This is a genomic window from Salipaludibacillus neizhouensis (assembly GCF_002886185.1).
GTDB classification, from domain to species: domain Bacteria; phylum Bacillota; class Bacilli; order Bacillales; family Salisediminibacteriaceae; genus Salipaludibacillus; species Salipaludibacillus neizhouensis.
In genome coordinates this window covers 68,714-89,033 of sequence record NZ_KZ614147.1, presented here as the reverse complement: position 1 = coordinate 89,033, position 20,320 = coordinate 68,714, and the positions used below count along the sequence as shown (strand labels likewise).

The following is a 20,320-nucleotide window of genomic DNA, read 5'->3' as shown; positions in this document are numbered from 1 at the left end:
TAAAAGAAAATTTATTCAAACAGAAATACTTTTGGGTCTTTGTTATAACAGTGAACAAGCATAGCGTGTAACTGACCTCTGTGATGATAAACGTGAGCTAAAATTTCTAATAACCATTCATATCTGGAATATGTAACACCCCAAAATGAAGTAATTTTTTGTTGAAGTTCTCTCTCTGAATAATTCAAATAGCCTTCTTCAAGTAGTTGATAGTTATGTAAAATACCAGTCTTTATGTCATTTAAATTCTCGTATTTAACAGATGAATAGAATTGGTTTATTTCACTTTGTGCTGCACCATTTGCGATTAGCAAATCTGCTCTACATATATTGGCAATGTGTTCTAACAACTCACCGATTGAATGTTTATTAGTAAAACCTCCATACATATTAGTTGGACATTCATTTGGTGGTGTTAATACACGGTTGTATGCAACTGAATATCATAGTGAAGTTTGTGGTCTTGTCTTGGTTGATTCTACACCTGAAGATTATAGAGAAAGATTTCTTCCAACGATGCCAAAGGAGTTTCAACAAGCATACAACAAACAATTTGTTTACGAAGGTAATTATGATGAATTTGTGGAAAGTTTAAATCAGCTAAAAGAATCTAGAAGGACATTAAATGTACCATTAATTGTGCTTTCAGCTGGCAAAAAAGCTCATTATTCGAAGGAATCACAAGTTCTATGGAATAAAATGCAGAAAGAGATTCTTGGGATATCATCAAATAACAAATTCATAATTGCTGAAAATAGTGCCCATTATATACAGAATGATGAGCCAGACATCGTCGTGAGTGCAATAAAGGCAATGATCGACAATATTTAAAATTTGAATTTGATAGGTTGTACTTAAACCAACGAGTATGCGTTACTTTTACAGTAAACATGTAAGAAAGAATCATAGGGGGCAGCATAATGTATCACGAACTAAATGAAGTGGAACATCGTCCATATCCGCTTCCAAAAAGTCCATGGCTTATGACGCAAGTATGGGATCAGTTGCTATTCATGCATTGGCCTATTCCTGTTGAGGAACTTAAACAGCATATACCACCAGAACTTGAGCTAGATACATTTGATGGGACGGGCTGGATTGGTATTGTTCCATTTGCAATGAATAATATTAGAATGCATGGATTGCCACAGATTCCTTATGCTCAGTCCTTTCTTGAATTAAATGTGCGAACATATGTGAAATATAATGGCAAAGCAGGTGTTTATTTTTTCACATTAGATGCAAATCATAAGCTAGCGGTAGCCGGTGCACGAAAATTATTCTCCCTACCATACGTTAGTGCTGACATGGAAATGACAGAAGTAAATGGAAGGGTTGATTTTAAAAGTGAACGAACCCATCGAGGTTATCCGGATGCAAGCTTTCATGTAGCGTATCGCCCAACTTCGCCGGTCTTTACTGCTACCAAAGGAAGTATTGAGGATTGGTTAACAGCTCGATATTGTTTATGGACAACAAAAGATAAGCATGTTTACAGAGGAGATATTCATCATGCTCCATGGGATCTCCAAAAAGCAGAAGCAGAAATAAAAATCAATAAGATTGCACCATTTTTAAAGGATGCCTATTTCGATAATGATCCGCTGCTTTTATATGCCCCATCGAATCGTGCCTTTGTGTGGAAGTTAGATCGTATCCGTTAATATAGTTAAGCAGGGGAAGGTCCCTTGATTCAAACCTACTGCTAGGGGAGCGGAAGAACCTTTCCCATATCTTATAGTTTTTCTTGTCCTAGGTGGATCAAATTAGATGGCAAATGTGGCTCTAACCTATGTCCTTCTTCAATGTTTAACCATAAATGAAAAAAAGCCCTACAGATTATCATTTAGATAATCTTGTAGGACTTTTTTATACTATCAGTTAATTGATAAATCGTTTATTTGCTTAATATCCGTTCGCTTTATGAGTTAAGGTCGAAACGATCTGCGTTCATGATTTTGACCCAAACAGAGACAAAGTCGTTAACAAATTTCTCTTTGTTGTCATCCTGGGCATATACTTCGGAAAGTCCGCGGAGAACGGAATGTGAACCGAAAACAAGATCTACTCTCGTTGCGGTGCGAACAACGTCCCCAGTTTTGCGGTCGCGTCCTTCATAAATACCGCCGTCTAATGGTTTCCACTCGATTCCCATATCAAGCAGGTTCACAAAGAAGTCGTTTGTAAGGGTGCCGACACGATCTGTGAAAACGCCGTGCTGTGTACCACCGTGGTTAGCTCCCAGAACACGCATACCACCAACAAGTACTGTCATTTCATGAGCAGAGAGACCCAATAACTGAGACTTGTCTACAAGAAGCTCTTCTGAAGTTACCGCATACTCTTTCTTCTGGAAGTTACGGAAACCATCCGCTACTGGCTCAAGAACTTCAAAGTTTTCAACATCAGTCTGCTCCTGTGTAGCATCGCCTCGTCCCGGTGTAAATGGAACTTTTACATCAAAGCGTGCATCTTTTGCCGCTTTTTCGACTGCTGCAGTTCCGCCTAAAACGATTAAGTCAGCAATACTTACCTTTTTATCCAGTCCATTCTGAATATTTTCAAGGACAGATAGCACTTTTGAAAGCTGTCCCGGTTCGTTTCCTTCCCAGTCCTTCTGTGGAGCAAGTCGAATGCGGGCACCATTTGCACCGCCACGATTATCTGAGCCACGGAAAGTGCTTGCGGAAGCCCATGCCACTTTAACTAGCTCGCTTACTGTAAGCTCAGAGTCAAGGATTTTTACTTTCAAATCTTCAATTTCTGCATCTGTTAATTGATAATCAACGGATGGAATCGGATCCTGCCAGATGAAGTCTTCTTTTGGGACTTCTGGACCAAGATAGCGATCACGAGGACCCATATCACGGTGAAGTAGCTTAAACCATGCGCGTGCAAAGGTATCAGCAAATTCATCTGGGTTCGCATGAAAACGACGGGAAATCTTTTCGTAGGCCGGATCCATGCGCATTGCCATGTCTGCCGTAGTCATCATGATTTTTACTTTTTTATCTGGATTTCCTGCATCAGGTGCCATATGTTTCTCATCCGGATTGACAGGTTCCCATTGATGAGCACCGGCAGGGCTCTTCGTAAGTGCCCATTCATATCCGAATAGTACATCAAAGTAAGTCATATCCCACTTTGTCGGAGTTGGAGTCCAAGCACCCTCAATTCCACTAGTGATTGTGTAAGGACCATGTCCAGTTTCATGAGTACTCTTCCAGCCGAAGCCTTGTGATTCAAGAGGAGAGCCTTCTGGTTCTTCACTGACATGAGTAGGTTCTCCTGCACCGTGTGCCTTACCGAATGTATGACCACCGGCAGTGAGTGCTACGGTTTCTTCATCGTTCATTCCCATACGCTTAAAGGTTTCACGGATATCACGGCCACTTCCTAGTGGATCAGGCTCGCCGTTTGGACCTTCAGGATTCACATAGATCAAGCCCATTTGAACGGCAGCAAGAGGATTCTCAAGCTCGCGTTCACCGGAATAACGCTCGTCTCCGAGCCATTCTGTTTCAGGGCCCCAGTTGACATCTTCTTCCGGATGCCAGATATCTGGACGTCCTCCGCCGAAACCAATAGTCTTTCCGCCCATTGATTCAATCGCTACATTCCCTGCAAGAACGAGTAAGTCGGCCCAAGAAAGCTTGTTGCCGTACTTCTGTTTAATCGGCCAAAGTAGACGACGTGCCTTGTCGAGGTTTCCGTTGTCCGGCCAGCTGTTAAGAGGAGCGAAACGCTGAGATCCGCTTGCACCGCCTCCGCGGCCGTCTCCCATACGATATGTTCCTGCCGCATGCCAAGACATGCGGATAAAGAATGGACCGTAATGTCCGTAGTCTGCAGGCCACCAATCCTGACTATCCGTCATAAGATCAAGAAGATCTTTCTTCATTGCATCGTAGTCGAGCTTCTTAAATTCCGAGGCATAATTAAATTCTTCCCCAAGTGGGTTAGTTTTTGTGTCATGTTGATGAAGAATATTCAGGTTTAGAAGGTTTGGCCACCAGTCTTTGTTTGAGGTGCCTTTAATAGATTTACCAGGCATACCTTGATGGTTAACCGGGCACTTTCCAACGTTCTCATTGTCTTTCATGTCCATATGTTTTTCCCCCTTTTGTTTCGAGAAGAGTAAGTAGCAAATTCTGCCTCTCCCCGTAAAAAAAATAATCTAAAAACAATATTCATTCTTACTTTATAATTATAATAAATAATGACTCAAAGAAAAAGCAAAATGCCTTAAATTTTTAAATTAAAATTTGTCTTGTGAATAAATGGTTGTTGAGATGCTCTTATAAGAAATACTATTAGACTCTGTATCTAGTTTTCCTCTACGGAGATTTCAATATCATTCACTGGAGCACCATAGTCTATATTAGCTTCGCCTTCCCCTATTTCCCCTATATATATCAATAGCCGTTCAATTTCCGTTTCAGAGTGAACAATTACTTTTTCAAAAAGTTCGTCTTCACTAACAGCCTGAGACTCCTGATTTCCGGAAGTAGCCACATCGGGATTAATAGTGTTATTCGGTTGGTCAGAATTAATTTGGATCATTTCGCATCCTGCTAGAGTTACAAACACTACTCCCACTACGAGTGTATATTTTTGATTCAAGAAAATTCCATCATTAATTATTTTCTTTTCATTAACAATATGTCTTAACCATGGATATAGTCGTTGTGAGTTTTGAAAGGTTAAGTAAATAAACCATCAGAAGGTTTCTAATAGCTAGTGACGTGGTGGCAATTATAGACATTCGCCGTGGCAAGAGATTTAAGAATCAATAAATTATCAAAAATTATGGAACTATAAATGAAATAAAACGTCTAATTATAAAGAAGCTTTTAGAAAAGTAGTCTAAATGAGAAGTCGAAAACCGGAGAGGTGGAGGGAAATAATGAAAAGACATTTTATACTAATTATTATTCTCTTCTTTATGCTGGAAATAGATTAGATTTCTTAGGCTTTAGGCTACTCGGACTGGATGCCGATGTAATTTTTTGGTTCGAAAGTGATCCAAAATATATTATAAGTACTAAATTAAAAGAGGTGTTATTGAATATCTAAAATAACAGGGAGGGGGCGGAAGAAAAACACATTCGTTCATATTTTATTTTTTATTTTTTGGAACGAATAGAACGTTTAATTGGATAAGAGGTGAGAAGGATGAACTGTTGTTGTGAGAATGGAGAAACACATGATATTAGAATAGAAGGAGATGTTGGTGCAGATCCGATTTGGTGTAATAGGTGCAGTTGTAATCTGGACCTAGAAGACTTTCCGGTTTCCGAAGAATTAGCAAAGGAGTTGTCTTACTGGGCACTAAAATATGGAGATTGGATCGATTGGGAAACAGATAAACTACTTCCTAATGGGGTTGAACTTGAGGCTGAATTTAATCAAATTGGAGTCGTTTGACGAAAAAGGTAAAGCAAGAAATGGAAGATAGTTATAGAATTAAATTTCTGCCATCTACCAGTGCGAGATTTTATGAGGGAAAGAGAAAGTTTTTAGGAAGTGATAGAAGAAATTAATGCGTAGAATAAATCGGAATGTGGTGACTAGAGTGTTAAACATCAATCTAATGAAATGGATGGTGGAAGTGGATATAAACAAGACAAAGAATTTTTATAGTAAAGATATAGAGTTTTGTGATTGTTTATACTGTGAAAATTATATGGAAGCCAGTAAGCATGTAGATTCATCGGTGTTGGAGATATTTGTTGCGTTGGGAATAGCCCCTTCTAAGCCAAGTCATTTATCTGAATTCGGCGAAATGGAAAAGTGATTACGTTTATACCTTGGAAGTTACCATGTAGTGGGTACATTAAAGGAAGGCACTTATAGTTCAACTTTTAACTGGAATGAGGTCAATACAGCTAAAGTTGGAAAATTTACGTTTAGATTTGAGAAAGATGTCTTGTTTGTACACGAGGATTTCCCTCAGCCTGTGCTGCAATTAGAGTTCGAAGCTCGAATCCCGTGGGTATTAAAGGAGAAACCCGAGATGCATGTGGAGTAAAGGTAGCTGTCAATTTTCTTATCTCTTAAAAAAAGCTCTCTCCGAAAAAACAGTGGAGAGAACTTCATATGTGTATATACCAGACTAAGTGAACATTTTCGTTTGATAAAATAGAAGTTTTTTATCTATTCTTTAAAAGGAGGTTCCAAGTAGTTTTATATTTGCCAGACAATGCATGAAACTATAACGAAAGTTCTTCTTGTTCTACAGAGCGACCTTTCCGTGATTTAATCGTAAAGAACATGAACGTTCCTAGGTGAAAGAGAACAAAGTAGCTTAATAAACTAATCATTTCGGTTGTTATTGTACCTCCAATAGAAATGGCTTCTCGGTATGCTTCTATGGAGTGTGTCATCGGTAAGAAGGGACTAATGGTTTGGAAAAAACTGTTTAATAGTTCAACTGGGAATGTTCCGCCAGAGGCAGTTAGCTGTAGCACCATAATTACTAAAACGATAAAACGGCCCGGATTGCCGAATACTACCGAAAAAAACTGAACAATTGCCATAAAAGCAAGAGAACTGACAATAGCGACCATAAATAATTGCATGATACTTTGAGGTTCTATGCCAATCATCAAAACAATACTTACCATGATTACTGCTTGAAGAACAGAAACTATGAATAATAAAGAAAACTTACTAAACCACCATGAGATTCCAGAGGTAGGATGCATAGATGGTCTACCGACCGGAACCAAAATACAGAAGATGACAGCACCTAAAAATAGAGAAACGGCCATCATGTAAGGAGCCATACCATACCCATAGTTAGGTAAACTCGTGACTTCATTTGCTATCAATGAAGTAGGTGATGAGAACATTGTTGCATTTTCATCATCACGATTCACGTTAGAGATATCATTGGCCCCATCTTCTAAACTGGAAGCGAGCTCTTCTGTTCCGGATAGTAATTGCTTCGATCCGTCATACAATTCAGAAGAACCAGAGGAAAGGTCATTGGCACCTAGATATAATTCGTTAATGCCAGAATTTAAAGACCAAATAGCTGTTTCTAGTTGCGGAACCCCATTGGCGATTTGTTGTGCACCATTGTTTAACTCATCATTATTAGTAATAAGTTGCTCGGAACCTTCTTGAAGATCTTCGCCACTTTCCACTAACTGATTTGCTCCGCTGTTTAGGTCTGATCCAGAGCTCATTAATTCTTCCATACCATGAGTTAATGTACTGGACCCCTGGGTTAATTGACTTGAGCCAGAAGATAACTCATTGCCTGCATCTTCTAATTTCTGTGAGCCTTCCAATAAATCATTGGACTTTGAAGATAAGCGAGATGTCCCTTCCTGTAATTGAGAGGAAGCTTCCTTCAATTGATCTACTCCACCAGTATATTGTTCAATACCTCCTGAAAGAGAAGTTGTTCCACTTTGTAAATCAGATGCTCCATCGTGAAGTTGCGAAACTCCTGCCGCAACTTCGCCAATACCAGTAGAAAGGGAACTGCTGTTTTCATTTAAGGAATGCAAACCTACAGATAGTTGAGATGCCCCAGCTTGTAATGAGCCATTTCCTTCTGAACTAAAGACAGTTTTTAGCTCGTCATAGCCGCTTTTAAGCGATTCGGCGCCTTTAATTAGCTCGGTTAAATCTTGTTCTGGTAAGTCATTTTGAATCCCTTGAATTTCTGTAATGGAAGTAGAAAGAGATGAAAGACTTTCAGATAGAGCAGTAGTGGTAACCTTTGAAGACTCAGGCTTCGAATCAGCAAAAGCAGTCTTTAATTGCTCTGATTGTTCTTCTGTTAAATCCACTCCGCTGTTATCTATCCATTCCGTACCCATAGTAGCTACTTCAGTGTTTTCTAATTGGTCTTTCAACGAAGCCACTTCATTTTTTACCAAAGATAGAGATTCCTCAACGATTGCAGTATCTACTGAAACCGTTGATGCTTGATCAAGTGTTTCTTGTAATTGCTCCAGTCCAGTGACTAATTGATCTGCTTGCTGTGGGACTCCCTCTATGGAGCCAGCAACCTCTTGAATACTGGCTTGTAAATTGGCACTTCCGTTAGCTAGCTGTTCAACACTATCAAAATAGGTTTGGCTTTGCTCTTCTAAAGAATGAGCCCCATTCTCTACCTGTGTCATACTGTCAACTAACTGAATTGTTCCCTTCGTCAATTGTGTACTTCCATCTTGTAAAGTCTCATTCCGAGAAGCAAGAGCGGCAACGCCTTTCTTCTGCTCTTCCATTCCTTCTTCAAGGGAATAAACTCCTTTGACATATTGTTTGAAGCCGTTATTGACTGTACTCATTGAAGAAGTATAACCTTGGATACCTTGATCCAACTCATCGACTCCACTAGTGTATTGAAAAATTCCATTATTTAATTGAGCAACACCATTTACATACTCATTGACTCCTGCGTTTAATTCGCTAGATCCATCTACATATTGGAAGAGTCCTTCTTGTAAGGTGAAGACGCCAGAAGTGTATGATTGTACTGCTTCAGCAAGCTCTTGACTTCCATCAATAACATCACCAACATTTAAAGCAATCTCTTCACTTCCTTCTTCCGCTGAAGCGAGACCATCTTCAAACGTAAGTGTACTATCGGAAAGGATAGCAAGATTATCCGATAATTCACGATTTCCGTCTTTTAAATCCGTTGTTCCGTCCACGGCATCTTGAAATCCATCACCAATGGAACCGAGTTGGTCGAATAAAGCAACCGTGTACTGGTGTGTGACAGACTTAGCAATTTCTTGTTTTAGTGATTCTGCTGCAGTTTGACTAATGTTTGCCGCCATAAAACTACGTCCATCACTTGTATAATACTCTAATTTCATTTCCTCCGGATTATCACTTAAAACAGAGGCAGCATTTCTTGAAAAATTATCAGGGATGATCACTGTCATATAATAATCTCCATTATCTAAGCCATCCATTGCATTATCACGATCAACTATATGCCATCCAAGATTGTCGTTGTCCTCTAGATTTTCAATTAGTTCCTGGCCGACACGAAGAGTGGAATCTTCATAGTTCGCTTCCACATCTTCATTGACAACTGCAACTGGTAATTGATCGATATTCTTATAAGGATCCCAACTGCCAATAAGAAAAAGGCTTGCGTAAACCATGGGAATAAAAAGAAGTCCAAAAACAACGAGTAACATCCTAGGATTTTGTAAAAGCATTCGCCATTCCGATTTAACCATATTCATGTCAATATCGTCCTTTTTTAATAGCATTTTGCAGAGACTGAAATAGCTCTTGATCCACTGGTTCATTCCAATTAATTCGACGGTAGCTTGCTGTGCCAATGGTTTCACAGAGTATCGTATCTAAAGTAACTTGATGAAGGGTCGATAAATATTGTTTTTGGGCTTGATCAAAGATATCTTGTAGAATACCCTCGCCGGTACTAGCCACGTTAGATTCTGGAAAAATGGATTGGAGTAGCCCATCTAACTCAATAAACTTCTCATCTCCTTCAATCGCAAGGAGTAAATCCGATACAGTAATCTGATCAGCTCTCTTTGCTAAAGTAAAGCCACCATTGTTTCCAGATACGGAATTTACTAATCCTGCAACAACTAATTTACGTATAACTTTTTTTAAATATGAGGGAGAAGTATCTAATCGAGAACTTATAATCTCACTTTTAACTGGGGCTTCTTCTATTTGAGTTCCTAACATGGCAAGGATACTCGCGCCTTGCTCAACGCCACTTCTAATTTTCATTGTTATCATCCTTTAGTTAAAGTTGAGTACATTTTATATCTATTATGGATAAAGTTTATCCATAAAGAAGAGTATAGTCTTTCTTCTAACTTTTGGCAAGTCATTTATTTTAAAGATTAACTACCGGTTAATATCTTTATTTCTTACCCTTGTTAGAATGGAAAAGAGATGTTTTTCAACAGAGAAGAGTTTAATAGGGGGTGGGGAAACAGGCTTCAAAACATAGAAGGAGATTCCGGGTTTTGAAGCCTAATAGGCGTGCGGAAAGCGAAGCCATTATAAGGTTAGGATTGTCTCGAAAAGTCAGAAATGACCTTTTAGACATCCTCTTTTTTCTTTTGTTGTTGATGTCGAGTGACTTTTTCTCGGTTGCCACATATCTTCATCGAACACCATTTACGTCTTCCGCGAGTGTCGATAAATAATAAGACACAGTCTGGATTAGCGCACCGATGTATATTCCTTAACTGATTGGAACTGAAAAGCTTTAAAGCATTGAAGGCAATTAATGCAACGATCGCATTGGCAGGCTTTCCAATAGGGGTAGGTGTGAGTTCATTATTTATCAATTGATAGCTAAAGGGCGCTTGTTGAATGAATAATTCCATGTGAGTGATCCAACTAGATGAAAGTTCCTGTCCGTCCGCCAAATTCTCGTAACTTTCTCTGAGATAGGAACGCACTTCACGTAGAAGTGGTAATGCATCCTTGGCCCAACGTTCTATATCGCTAGTAAATTGCTCGTTAAATAGAATGTTATGTTTTGTTAATGTATGAAACCAGCTAATGACATTCTCGGGATCCGTCAGTAAGTCATGTCGTATTCCGTTACGAACCAACTCTGTGTTAACTAAATCAATCGAGATTTGTCCTGAAATGAGTGGGAAATTTGTTTCAACAGTCATAAAATCAACTACCTTTTCTTATTATTAACCTATTATAACAGACTTGACAGGTTAACTAAAATAGATTACATTATTAACCATTAAAGATGTTTTTTAAAGGTTAATTTAAAAGAGGGGGATAGGTTTTATGCAACACTCATTTTCGGGTTCGAAAATTGTGTTCGTAACATTTTTAACATTGATGGGTGCATTTGGCTTAAATTTAACGGCGGGACAATTCTTTGCCCCATTAAATGAGGCATATGGTTGGGACTTAACTGTCCTTAGCTTAGCGGTATCCGTTAATATGATCACTTGGGGAGTTTTTCAGCCGGTGATGGGGAAGTTGATTGATCGGTTCGGTCCAAAGGTTGTGATTGCGAGTAGTGCAGGTTTGATGGGGATCGCGTTTATCCTTTCAGCAACAATCACTCAATTATGGCAATTCTTTCTTTATTATGGTGTGTTCACAGCAATTGGTTTCGCTGGTTGTGGATCTATGGCTAATTCCGTATTAGTTTCTCGTTGGTTCATGAAAAAACGGGTGAAAATGCTAACAAGAAGCTCCATGGGTATGAATATCGGGCAACTAATTCTTCTGCCGCTAACTGGATTTTTAATTGCGAGTTCCGGCTTTCGCTCTGCATTTGTCGTACTGGGATTAATTATGCTCGTTATTGTGGTTCCACTTGTAGTATTTGTAGTCAAAAATAATCCGAAAGATGTTAATCAATCTCCTGATGGCGATGCGACTTCTTTCTTTACAGCTGCAAAGAGTGCTTCATTAAAGGAAGCATTACAGAGTCGAGAGTTTTGGGTTGCTACGCTAGGATTTGCAACATGTGGTTTTACTTTGTACTTAGTAACGATGCATCTTCCTAATTTTGCGGTTGACCTGGGAGGAGGGAAGTCACTTGGAGGTCAGCTTCTAGGATTAGCAGCTCTTGCAAGTGCATGTTCGATGTGGGTGACCGGTCAACTAACCCGATCCATCGGGAAAAAGAAGTTACTCGTTATCCTTTATATCATGAGACTTTTAGCTTTTATATGGCTTGCCATGTCCCCGGGGATTTGGCAACTGTACGTGTTCGCCATTGTTTACGGCGCCTCTTCTATGCCGATCATTCCACTTGTAACGGGTGTCATAAGTGATAAATTCGGAAAAAATGCAATGGGGAGTATCCTTGGTTTCAGCTGGTTTATTCATCAGGTATTTGCAGCGCTAGGCGTTTATCTTGGTGGCTATTTCCGATCACTCACAGGCGATTATACTTTCGTATTTTGGATGGGGGCAGTTTTATTAGCGATTGGAGTAGTTTTAACAACATTTATTAAAGATACTTCTGTTCCTGCCAGTAGCAAAACAGTGGCACAGTATTAGAATCATTGGAGTGTTAAAAATTAAAAGGAGTGTGATCAAATGAGTCATTATCTCATTGAGCAGTTCAAGTTTGCACGAATGAGTGCAATCAACTATGTAAAAGATTTAAATGGGAATCAGGTAGAAGCTGTGCCAACAGGATTGAATAATAACATCAAATGGAATTTAGGTCATCAATACGTAGTGGTAGAAAAATTTGCGTTCCTCTTAACTGGTGAAAAAGCGAAAATACCGGCGAATTTTCAGAAATTATTTAATCCAGGAACTTCACCAAAAGATTGGTCCATGGAATCACCAAAAAAGGATGAATTAATTGCTTTATTAACGGAACAAATGAAAAAGGTGGAATCTTTATTATCTGATAGATTGGAAGATCCAATTGAGAACGTATATAAAACCTCAACTGGCCTGGAAATTTCTAGTGTTGGTGGATGTTTGAGTTTTTGTTTATATCATGAAGGAATGCATTTCGGTGCAATTAAACATATAAAGCAATTATCACAAAAATAAAGCTGTTCTCTCAGTAATCGATCCGAGTAGCGGTCTTTCGCTCTAATGAATACAGCGTAAATAAATTACCTATAATACCTATTAATATAAAAAATTTTTACTTCCATCGCCTATGTATTTGATAGATACTATTAAGATATGAAAAATAATAGTATCTATCGAAGAAAAGAGGTCAAGTATGTCGATTAAAATAAACCCAATTTATGCTATTCTTCAGGAACACCCAACGATGATTTTGGACGGGGCGTTAGCTACAGAGCTTGAGAGGCATGGCTGCGATTTAGATGATCCCCTTTGGTCAGCGCGGGTGTTAATTGAAAAACCTGAGTTGATTTATCAGGTTCATGCGGATTATTTTCGTGCTGGAGCGGACTGTGCGATAACCGCAAGCTATCAAGCTACTGTGGAGGCTTTTTCCAAGCGTGGGATTGAAGAAAAAGAAGCGTTAGAGCTGATGAAAAAAACAGTATCTCTTGCAAGCGAAGCAAGAGATGACTTTTGGAAAGGAGAAGGCACACAGACTGATCGACCTAAGCCGGTGGTTGCTGCATCGGTGGGCCCTTACGGAGCTTACCTTGCAGATGGGTCAGAATACGTTGGAAACTACGGTGTGACAGATGAAACGCTGCGAAACTTTCATCGTACGAGAATGAAAACATTAATTGAAGCCGGAGCTGATTTGCTAGCCATTGAAACGATTCCTTCCTTGCAAGAAGCGAAGGTATTAAGCGATCTATTAAAAGAGTTTCCCGAAACCTATGCTTGGTTAACCTTTTCTTTGAAGAATGAAACGGCAATTAGTGATGGTTCATCGTTAGAAGAATGCGCGAAAGCTTTCGATGAAAATGATCAAATTGCTGCCATTGGTATCAATTGTGCGCCAGTTTCTTTTGTGACGGAAGCTATCACTGCCTTACGAGTATTCACGGGAAAACCAATCATTGTGTATCCCAACTCTGGTGAAACGTATGATCCAGATACAAACACTTGGCACGGACAAAAGTCGCACGATAGTTTCTCTGTAAAGGCTGAAGAATGGTTTGATGCAGGTGCCCGTATTATTGGTGGTTGCTGCAGAACAGCACCGCATCACATTGAAGAAATTTCAAAAAAATGGCGACCATCTTTAAAGGTATCCTCGTAGTCAAAAAACACCTCCACACTTGTTGAAGCAAGTATGGAGGTGTTTTTTCTGTTAAGTTGTGATTAAGGATTATTTGAGAGGATCGTATTGTTAGTCGACACTATTCTATTCGAAAGAAGCTATATTCCATAGAGGACCATATAGAAAGCAAGAATCCATATGGTGACAGCGGAAATTTTGTTAAATAAAATGCGAAATTTAAAGCTTTTGTCTTTATTTCCAATGAATTTGCCAATCAGAGCCAATATAGCAAAGTAAAACCAGGAAACAGAGGCTGTTGCCACCATAAACAACCACTTATCTATGCTATCATTAGCATAAAGTAGCGAATTCGTTCCAATCACACCGATAGTATCAAGCAGTGCGTGGGGATTCAGTAAAGAAACAGATATTGCAAAAATAATTTGTTTCCTTGCTGTCGCAGGGGAGGAATTCTCAGTATTCTTCACTGGTGTTTTCCAAATCGACCAACCTATAAAAAGCAAAAAGAAGAACCCACCAAAAATAAAGATGCTTTTAACCGTCTCAAAAAGTTCCGCTACTGCACTTAATGATAGAACGGCTATTAAAATTAGCAGAGTATCACACAATGATGCAGTGATGACTGCTGGCAGAGCTTTATAAAAACTAGGTTGATTGATTCCTTGATTGAAGATAAATAAGTTCTGGACTCCCATAGGTAATATGAGACCTAGAGCAAGTGTAAAACCATGAATAAATGCTTCCATATCATTACTCCTTTTAGTTGTTGTTTCTAATTAGAAAAGGGCGTTGCTTGAATCCGCTCTTGGCAAACACTTTCCGCTTTTTCGAGATGCTTTTCCAAATAGAATAAAGTTACGAAAATAGCCTACTAAAATTCAATTAGCAGTTTTGCAACATTAGTACAAAGTATAAGGGATATCGTTGTATTGTCACCATCCAACTGGTTGGTTACTATCCCAACCAGTTGACGTAATTATGGGGAGGAGATAATCATGAGGAAACAGGATTGGCAGCCGAACAGAAAAAGCGATATTCCAATTTACATACAAATAAAAGAGTATATAAAAGAGAAAATTGCCATTGGCGAATGGCCGATAGGTACGCGATTACCTTCTCAAAGAAAGCTGGCATTGCTTTTTACAGTCAATAGAAGCACTGTTGTAGAAGCTTACGAAGAGTTAATAGCAGAAGGATTAGTAGAAGGAATTGAAGGTAAGGAGACGAAAGTCATCAATAATACCTGGAATATTGTTGCTTCTGCTACTCCAGACTGGGAAAGCTATGTGAAGGGGAGTACTTATAAACCCAATAAAGTATTTATTCAGCGGATAAATGAGGCGGAGTTTTTAGGAGAAACGATCAGAATGGGAACAGGTGAACTATCTCCATCGCTATTACCAATCAAAAAAACTAATCAAATTCTTTCATCGTTGACTCTAAGCTCTGAACACTTAGGATATGAAGAGGCAAAAGGTTCTTATCCATTGCGGGTTGCTATTTGTAAATACATAAGGAAGTCCGGTGTAAATGCTTCACCAGACAGTGTGCTTATCGTTTCGGGGGCGTTGCAAGCCTTTCAACTGATTGCAAACGGACTTTTAAAAGAAAAGTCTTCGATACTCGTAGAATCACCATCTTACTTATTTTCGCTGAATGTCTTTCAATCGGCCAAAATGAACCTAATTGATGTTCCTATAAGTAAAATAAAGAATCAAGTCTCGATTTTGAAAACACTAAAAGCTCAACACCAGGCCAATTTGTTGTATACGATTCCAACCTTTCATAATCCTACGGGAATGACCTACTCTACAGAGGAAAGAAAAGGAATAGTAGATATTTGCCGATCTAATCAGTTACCAATAATAGAAGATGATGTGTATCGAGAACTTTGGATAGATTCACCGCCCCCGCAAGCTATGAAATCAATGGACCAGACCGGGAATATATTGTATTTAGGGAGTGCTTCAAAAATCCTAAGTCCAGGTTTAAGAATTGGTTGGATTGTGGGACCTGAAGTCGTTGTTAACCAGCTTGCTGATTTAAAAATGCAAATCGACTATGGCGCTAGTTCTTTCTCTCAAGCGGTTTTAGAGAAGTGGTTCACCAATGAAGATATGTACGAGGAGCACGTTTATCATATTCGCTCTGAACTTAAACAGAGAAGAGATTTCATGATGGAGTTGCTTGAAAAATATTTTTCTCGATTTGCCTCCTGGGAGGTACCAACTGGATCTTTTTATGTGTGGGTAAAGTTTAATAAAAGCATCTCCTTGTCACAGTTATTTGATCTTGCTCTGAAGCAGCATATTCTTATTAATCCCGGAACGGTCTATCGAGAGAATGGTCCTTCCTATATTCGACTCTCGTATTCCTACGAAAGCCTTGAAAAAATGGAACACGGGATCAAAACATTGGCGAAAATAGTGAAGGGGATAAGATAGAAAAAACGAAGTAGGTCTTTACTTTAAGTCTGCTTTCGTAAACGTTGTTGTGTTAATAGGACTGCAATACAGTTTTTCAAATAATAAAACAACAATCTACAAGATATGAATTAAAAATGTTAAAATATTCCTATAAGTAGATGCAAAAAGGGGATGGGAGAGTGCAAAGCTTGAAAAAAACATACATTGATTTAAGTCATACTATAGAAGATGGGCTTATCACGTATAAGGGTCTTCCAGCACCAATCATATGCGATTATTTAAGCAGGGAAGAATCCCGAAACCATTACGAAGAAGGAACAGAGTTTCAGATTGGAAAAATAGAAATGGTATCCAATACAGGTACGTATGTGGATGTTCCATTTCATAGATATGCCAGCGGTAAAGACTTGTCTGAGATTACAATTAATAAAATGGCAGGCTTAGAAGGCATTATGATTAATATTGATCAAAGTATAAAGGAAATTGGTGAGAAGTTTTTTTACGACCTTGATGTGGAGGGAAAAGCAATACTCATTCATACGGGTTGGGACAGGCACTGGAATACGGATCAGTATTTTGAGAGTCATCCCTATTTAACCAAAAATGCAGCGAAATACTTAGTAGATAAAAAAGCAGCTTTAGTTGGAATTGATTCTGTTAATATCGATGATACAGAGGGGAAATCCAGACCTGTGCATACGACACTATTAGGTGCAGAAATACTCATAGTCGAGCACTTATGCCATTTAGAAGAACTTTTAAACAAACGATTTATATTTAATGCTGTTGCACCAAAAATTAAAGGCTTTGGAACCTTTCCAGTGCGGGCGTTTGCTGAAATACAACAAGATTAAGCTATTTTTAGAGGATGATCAAAAAGGTAGTTTCTTTCCTTTTTGATCATCCTCTTTTAGTACTAATTTCCGGACACAACCTTGAAAAACGATTCCATATCGTTTCTAAAACTTCGGGTTTGCTCATAATTCTTATCTAGATTTACTTTATATAGCGCTTGGTAGTTTAACGAACTATAGCCAGAAGTCTCCTTCCTCAAAAATTCGGTAGAATTTTAGGTGGGAGATGAATGGCTCTTTTTTTCTTTTTTTCAGAAAATAAAAAAGAAAAAACAAAGACAAATAGACAGGGATTTGGTAAAATAAAAATGCAAACATATGTTTGGGTGGGTGACTTGATATGACCAAAAAGAACAAAGCATTCAAATTTCGTTTATACCCATCAATCGAACAACTTCACTTAATGAAGAAAACATTTGGTTGTGTACGATTTACGTACAACAAAATGCTGAAAGATAGAATGGATACGTATGAGAGATTCAAGGATAACAAAGAGATGTTGTTGAAACAAAAGCACCCGACTCCAGCAAAATACAAAACGGATTATTCGTTTCTGAAAGAAGTGGATAGTCTTTCTTTAGCGAATGCTCAAATGAACTTAGATAAAGCGTATAAATCTTTCTTCAAAAAGATTGCCAAGTTTCCAACATTCAAGAGCAAGAAACATAAGCAATCCTATACGACCAATCTTGTGAATGGTAATATAGAAATTTTGGATGGTCATATCAAGTTACCTAAATTAAAATGGGTAAAGGTAAAGCAACATAGAGATATTCCAGAAAAACATCGATTGAAGTCTGTTACTATTTCGATGACTGGTTCTGGGAAAATCTACGCTTCGATTCTAACGGAATTTGAAGAAGCAACGAAACCCATTGACCCTCATAACGTTGTTGGACTTGATTTTTCTATGAGGGAATTGTACGTGACAAGCGATGGTGAGAAAGCCAATTACCCTCGATTTTATCGTCAATCTCTTGAAAAACTAGCGAAAGAACAGCGAGTTTTGTCACGCCGTAAAAAGGGGTCCAATCGTTGGGACAAACAGAAACGGAAAGTGGCAAAGTTACAAGAAAAAACGGCTCATCAACGTCGTGATTTCCTTCATAAAAAGAGTTATGCGTTGGCAAATAAGTACGATGCCGTCGCTATCGAAGACCTTGATATGAAAGGCATGTCTAAGTCTCTGACATTCGGGAAAAGCGTATCTGATAACGGTTGGGGAAGGTTTACAACTTTCTTACAATACAAGTTCGAAGACCGTGGGAAGTCATTTGTCAAAATTGACAAATGGTTCCCTTCTTCGAAGATGTGTTCCGAATGTGGGGAAGTGAAAGAAACGCTATTACTTTCAGAAAGGAAGTATACATGTTCATGTGGGAACGAATCTGACCGTGACGAAAATGCGGCAAAGAATATTAAAAACGAAGGAAAAAGACTCCTTTCTGAAACAAAAATAGCCTAAATAATAGATGGAACCGCTGGTACAGCGGAGATAGCTCGGTCAATTTGGGTGGCTAATAAAAGCACCCATTATTCGAGAAGCCCCCACTTCAAAATTCATAAAAATTTAAGTGGTGGGTAGTTCACTGTTTCGTTTGAATAATCGTCTGTTTCTTCCTCCGTAAAATGAATTTTCAAGATTTCAGCCTCTGAATCTACACGGAAGTTCCGAAAATGAATGGCTTTTTCACCTTGAAATACGTTTTTCCCATTTAACATCACATAATAAGTTTTCTCTCCATCGGTGTAATGGTGTGTTCCATTTGTCTCCTCTACACTTTCAAAAAAGGTATGAACACTTTCTGGAGTGTCCTCAAGCTTAATTTCTGAATATGATAATTCCGAACTACAACCTACTAAAGATAGAAGAAAGAAGGAAATCAACAGTGTTTTTTTCATATTCATACTCCTCAAATTTTTCTCGAAGTAATATCCATTTATTGTAAAGGATACGCTAATTATAAGTTTATCACCTTCTTCAATAATGTGGGAAGAAGAAAATTAAAACTTTACTATAGAAGCACAAAATACGGGTGCTTTTTTTGCGTTTTCGGTTAAGTAAAAGGAGCAGAAAATTTTTAATAATACTTCGTAAATAATCGTTTTGTAATTGTCATATTATGCTAAAATAAGAGAAGATTGTAAGGTAGAATTTAAAACTAACGGAAAGAAGGAGTGACAGTTGAAAACGGAACGTATTCATTTGATCGATGCAATGAGAGGGTTAAGTCTTTTAGGAATACTAGTGGCTAATGTGCTTATTTTTCAATATGGTTTGTTTGGAAAAGATGAAATTAGTTATATATCGGAGGCTGACTCTTCTTTTCATACTTTTCTTAAAATAGCAGTTGAAGGAAGCTTCATGCCAATATTTGCTTTTTTATTTGGTTTTGGAATGGTTAAAATGCAGGAGAATTTACGTAGACGTAACTTAGCAGTTAAAAGAACACTTGCTTGGCGCTTTTTTCTTCTAATTGGAATAGGTTTTTTGCATGCGTTTTATTTATGGGAAGGTGATATTCTTTTATCTTATGGTTTAACTGGTCTGTTTCTACTTTTATTCTTGAACAGAAAAGCAAAAACACTCCTTATATGGGTGATTGTTCTTTTCGCCTTTACTTCATTAGTAAGCTATGGTGACTCTTCTACTTCTCTCATAGAGAATCCAGAACTTATGAATCAATATATTGAAAATACAAATACAATTAATAGCCAAGGTACCTACTTGGAGATCATGGATCACAGAAACAACGTAGATCCTTTTGCGGCAATGGGAATACCGGATGAACTTCTGATATTTATTATTGTCCTTGCCCCGCTTATTATAGCACCTGTATTTCTGTTTGGAATGTACGGTGCAAAAAAAGGGTGGTTTTCTGAGCCAATTAAGCAACGTAGTTTTTACTTGAAAGGAGCCTTTTTATTACCGATTGGCCTTGTGTTTAAAGCCCTGTACTACTTATTAGAAAACCAAGCCTGGACAGGTGTCCTGTTTGGTTCAGGTTCCATACTTTTATCCATCGGGTATATTTTCTTTTTTGCTTACCTTTATGTGACGGTGAAAAATTCATCAATATTTAATTTATTTGGGTACGTTGGAAAACTGTCCCTTACAAACTATTTAATGCAGACAATCATTTGTACCACTGTATTTTATGGCTATGGACTGGGCTTATTTGGAGAGTTGGGCGTCATGTATGGTTTTCTATTTAGTCTTGTTGTTTATTTCGCACAGGTTGTTTGCAGTAAATGGTACCTTTCTTATTTCAAAACGGGCCCGGTAGAACGTCTTATTCGTATGATCATATATCTTTCAATATCGGGAAGACCGAAAATGAAAGGTGTCACCCCGGAAAAAGATAATATAGGGGCATAACAACGGTAATTCTATATTA

General features: G+C 38.3%; 19 protein-coding genes and 1 pseudogene. 12 read left to right on the top strand and 8 right to left on the bottom strand.

Features of this window, described 5'->3' with window-relative positions; translation table 11 throughout:
* Positions 1-11 precede the first annotated feature (11 nt).
* Positions 12-389: a DinB family protein gene (locus CEF18_RS17245; RefSeq protein WP_110937799.1), complete on the bottom strand. Its 378-nt coding sequence runs from the start codon at positions 387-389 to the stop codon at positions 12-14.
* Here CEF18_RS17245 and CEF18_RS17240 point away from each other — a divergent pair.
* Positions 373-831, top strand: a pseudogene (locus tag CEF18_RS17240) (alpha/beta fold hydrolase); the annotation flags it as partial. The gene CEF18_RS17245 and the pseudogene CEF18_RS17240 overlap by 17 nt on opposite strands.
* Before the next feature lie 89 nt (positions 832-920).
* Positions 921-1,664: a YqjF family protein gene (locus CEF18_RS17235; RefSeq protein ID WP_110937798.1), complete on the top strand. Its 744-nt coding sequence runs from the start codon at positions 921-923 to the stop codon at positions 1,662-1,664.
* Positions 1,665-1,921: 257 nt separating this feature from the next.
* Here CEF18_RS17235 and katG read toward each other — a convergent pair whose 3' ends face one another.
* The gene (katG, locus tag CEF18_RS17230) at positions 1,922-4,108 is read right to left on the bottom strand and encodes a catalase/peroxidase HPI (protein WP_110937797.1); all 2,187 of its coding nucleotides are present in this window, start codon (positions 4,106-4,108) and stop codon (positions 1,922-1,924) included.
* Positions 4,109-4,326: 218 nt separating this feature from the next.
* Complete coding sequence (locus CEF18_RS17225) at positions 4,327-4,563, bottom strand: hypothetical protein (protein WP_110937796.1); 237 nt, start codon at positions 4,561-4,563, stop codon at positions 4,327-4,329.
* A gap of 612 nt (positions 4,564-5,175) precedes the next feature.
* Between CEF18_RS17225 and CEF18_RS17220 the strand changes: the two genes are divergently transcribed.
* From CEF18_RS17220 to CEF18_RS17210, 3 genes are all read left to right on the top strand, one after another.
* On the top strand, positions 5,176-5,427 hold the full coding sequence (locus CEF18_RS17220) for a hypothetical protein (protein WP_310793587.1): 252 nt from the start codon (positions 5,176-5,178) through the stop codon (positions 5,425-5,427).
* A gap of 115 nt (positions 5,428-5,542) precedes the next feature.
* Positions 5,543-5,797 (top strand): hypothetical protein, encoded by a 255-nt coding sequence (locus CEF18_RS26580; RefSeq protein ID WP_110937795.1) that lies wholly within the window; start codon positions 5,543-5,545, stop codon positions 5,795-5,797.
* A 30-nt stretch (positions 5,798-5,827) separates the two neighbouring features.
* Complete coding sequence (locus tag CEF18_RS17210) at positions 5,828-6,031, top strand: hypothetical protein (protein ID WP_110937794.1); 204 nt, start codon at positions 5,828-5,830, stop codon at positions 6,029-6,031.
* A gap of 181 nt (positions 6,032-6,212) precedes the next feature.
* On the opposite strand, the gene CEF18_RS17205 is transcribed toward CEF18_RS17210, so the two are convergent.
* From CEF18_RS17205 to CEF18_RS17195, 3 genes are all read right to left on the bottom strand, one after another.
* The gene (locus CEF18_RS17205) at positions 6,213-9,221 is read right to left on the bottom strand and encodes a YhgE/Pip domain-containing protein (protein WP_183041178.1); all 3,009 of its coding nucleotides are present in this window, start codon (positions 9,219-9,221) and stop codon (positions 6,213-6,215) included.
* Position 9,222: 1 nt separating this feature from the next.
* A complete protein-coding gene (locus CEF18_RS17200; protein WP_183041177.1) occupies positions 9,223-9,741 on the bottom strand; it encodes an Rrf2 family transcriptional regulator in 519 nt (172 codons plus the stop codon).
* A gap of 317 nt (positions 9,742-10,058) precedes the next feature.
* A complete protein-coding gene (locus CEF18_RS17195) occupies positions 10,059-10,646 on the bottom strand; it encodes a CGNR zinc finger domain-containing protein (RefSeq protein WP_110937791.1) in 588 nt (195 codons plus the stop codon).
* A 127-nt stretch (positions 10,647-10,773) separates the two neighbouring features.
* On the opposite strand from CEF18_RS17195, the gene CEF18_RS17190 reads away from it, so the two are divergent.
* The 3 genes from CEF18_RS17190 to mmuM all read left to right on the top strand — a co-directional run bounded on the left by CEF18_RS17190 (position 10,774) and on the right by mmuM (position 13,660).
* Complete coding sequence (locus CEF18_RS17190) at positions 10,774-12,006, top strand: MFS transporter (protein WP_110937790.1); 1,233 nt, start codon at positions 10,774-10,776, stop codon at positions 12,004-12,006.
* Positions 12,007-12,045: 39 nt separating this feature from the next.
* The gene (locus CEF18_RS17185) at positions 12,046-12,516 is read left to right on the top strand and encodes a DinB family protein (protein WP_110937789.1); all 471 of its coding nucleotides are present in this window, start codon (positions 12,046-12,048) and stop codon (positions 12,514-12,516) included.
* A 178-nt stretch (positions 12,517-12,694) separates the two neighbouring features.
* Entirely contained in the window at positions 12,695-13,660 is a 966-nt protein-coding gene (gene mmuM / locus CEF18_RS17180; RefSeq protein WP_110937788.1) for a homocysteine S-methyltransferase, read from the top strand.
* Between the two features lie 119 nt (positions 13,661-13,779).
* Here the strand turns inward: mmuM and CEF18_RS17175 are convergent, their stop codons facing one another.
* The gene (locus CEF18_RS17175) at positions 13,780-14,388 is read right to left on the bottom strand and encodes a LysE/ArgO family amino acid transporter (RefSeq protein WP_110937787.1); all 609 of its coding nucleotides are present in this window, start codon (positions 14,386-14,388) and stop codon (positions 13,780-13,782) included.
* A 249-nt stretch (positions 14,389-14,637) separates the two neighbouring features.
* Here CEF18_RS17175 and CEF18_RS17170 point away from each other — a divergent pair, with 249 nt between their 5' ends.
* The 3 genes from CEF18_RS17170 to CEF18_RS17160 all read left to right on the top strand — a co-directional run bounded on the left by CEF18_RS17170 (position 14,638) and on the right by CEF18_RS17160 (position 18,387).
* Positions 14,638-16,086 carry an aminotransferase-like domain-containing protein gene (locus tag CEF18_RS17170; protein ID WP_110937786.1) on the top strand — a complete coding sequence of 483 codons (1,449 nt, stop codon included), beginning with the start codon at positions 14,638-14,640 and terminating at the stop codon, positions 16,084-16,086.
* A 161-nt stretch (positions 16,087-16,247) separates the two neighbouring features.
* Positions 16,248-16,922 (top strand): cyclase family protein, encoded by a 675-nt coding sequence (locus tag CEF18_RS17165; protein ID WP_223292392.1) that lies wholly within the window; start codon positions 16,248-16,250, stop codon positions 16,920-16,922.
* Between the two features lie 340 nt (positions 16,923-17,262).
* A complete protein-coding gene (locus CEF18_RS17160; protein WP_110937784.1) occupies positions 17,263-18,387 on the top strand; it encodes an RNA-guided endonuclease InsQ/TnpB family protein in 1,125 nt (374 codons plus the stop codon).
* Between the two features lie 95 nt (positions 18,388-18,482).
* Here CEF18_RS17160 and CEF18_RS17155 read toward each other — a convergent pair whose 3' ends face one another.
* Entirely contained in the window at positions 18,483-18,824 is a 342-nt protein-coding gene (locus CEF18_RS17155) for a hypothetical protein (RefSeq protein WP_110937783.1), read from the bottom strand.
* Positions 18,825-19,107: 283 nt separating this feature from the next.
* Here CEF18_RS17155 and CEF18_RS17150 point away from each other — a divergent pair, with 283 nt between their 5' ends.
* Positions 19,108-20,301: a DUF418 domain-containing protein gene (locus CEF18_RS17150; RefSeq protein ID WP_223292391.1), complete on the top strand. Its 1,194-nt coding sequence runs from the start codon at positions 19,108-19,110 to the stop codon at positions 20,299-20,301.
* The last annotated feature ends 19 nt before the right edge of the window (positions 20,302-20,320 follow it).

Excerpts from the sequence above, each read along its gene's own strand:
- katG (WP_110937797.1), bottom strand. The coding sequence starts at position 4,108 with ATGGACATGAAAGACAATGAGAACGTTGGAAAGTGCCCGGTTAACCAT.
- CEF18_RS17245 (WP_110937799.1), bottom strand. The coding sequence starts at position 389 with ATGTATGGAGGTTTTACTAATAAACATTCAATCGGTGAGTTGTTAGAA.
- mmuM (WP_110937788.1), top strand. The coding sequence starts at position 12,695 with ATGTCGATTAAAATAAACCCAATTTATGCTATTCTTCAGGAACACCCA.
- CEF18_RS17205 (WP_183041178.1), bottom strand. The coding sequence starts at position 9,221 with ATGAATATGGTTAAATCGGAATGGCGAATGCTTTTACAAAATCCTAGG.
- CEF18_RS17175 (WP_110937787.1), bottom strand. The coding sequence starts at position 14,388 with ATGGAAGCATTTATTCATGGTTTTACACTTGCTCTAGGTCTCATATTA.
- CEF18_RS17160 (WP_110937784.1), top strand. The coding sequence starts at position 17,263 with ATGACCAAAAAGAACAAAGCATTCAAATTTCGTTTATACCCATCAATC.
- CEF18_RS17235 (WP_110937798.1), top strand. The coding sequence starts at position 921 with ATGTATCACGAACTAAATGAAGTGGAACATCGTCCATATCCGCTTCCA.
- CEF18_RS17190 (WP_110937790.1), top strand. The coding sequence starts at position 10,774 with ATGCAACACTCATTTTCGGGTTCGAAAATTGTGTTCGTAACATTTTTA.
- CEF18_RS17170 (WP_110937786.1), top strand. The coding sequence starts at position 14,638 with ATGAGGAAACAGGATTGGCAGCCGAACAGAAAAAGCGATATTCCAATT.
- CEF18_RS17155 (WP_110937783.1), bottom strand. The coding sequence starts at position 18,824 with ATGAAAAAAACACTGTTGATTTCCTTCTTTCTTCTATCTTTAGTAGGT.
- CEF18_RS17225 (WP_110937796.1), bottom strand. The coding sequence starts at position 4,563 with ATGATCCAAATTAATTCTGACCAACCGAATAACACTATTAATCCCGAT.
- CEF18_RS17185 (WP_110937789.1), top strand. The coding sequence starts at position 12,046 with ATGAGTCATTATCTCATTGAGCAGTTCAAGTTTGCACGAATGAGTGCA.
- CEF18_RS26580 (WP_110937795.1), top strand. The coding sequence starts at position 5,543 with ATGCGTAGAATAAATCGGAATGTGGTGACTAGAGTGTTAAACATCAAT.
- CEF18_RS17195 (WP_110937791.1), bottom strand. The coding sequence starts at position 10,646 with ATGACTGTTGAAACAAATTTCCCACTCATTTCAGGACAAATCTCGATT.
- CEF18_RS17200 (WP_183041177.1), bottom strand. The coding sequence starts at position 9,741 with ATGAAAATTAGAAGTGGCGTTGAGCAAGGCGCGAGTATCCTTGCCATG.
- CEF18_RS17220 (WP_310793587.1), top strand. The coding sequence starts at position 5,176 with ATGAACTGTTGTTGTGAGAATGGAGAAACACATGATATTAGAATAGAA.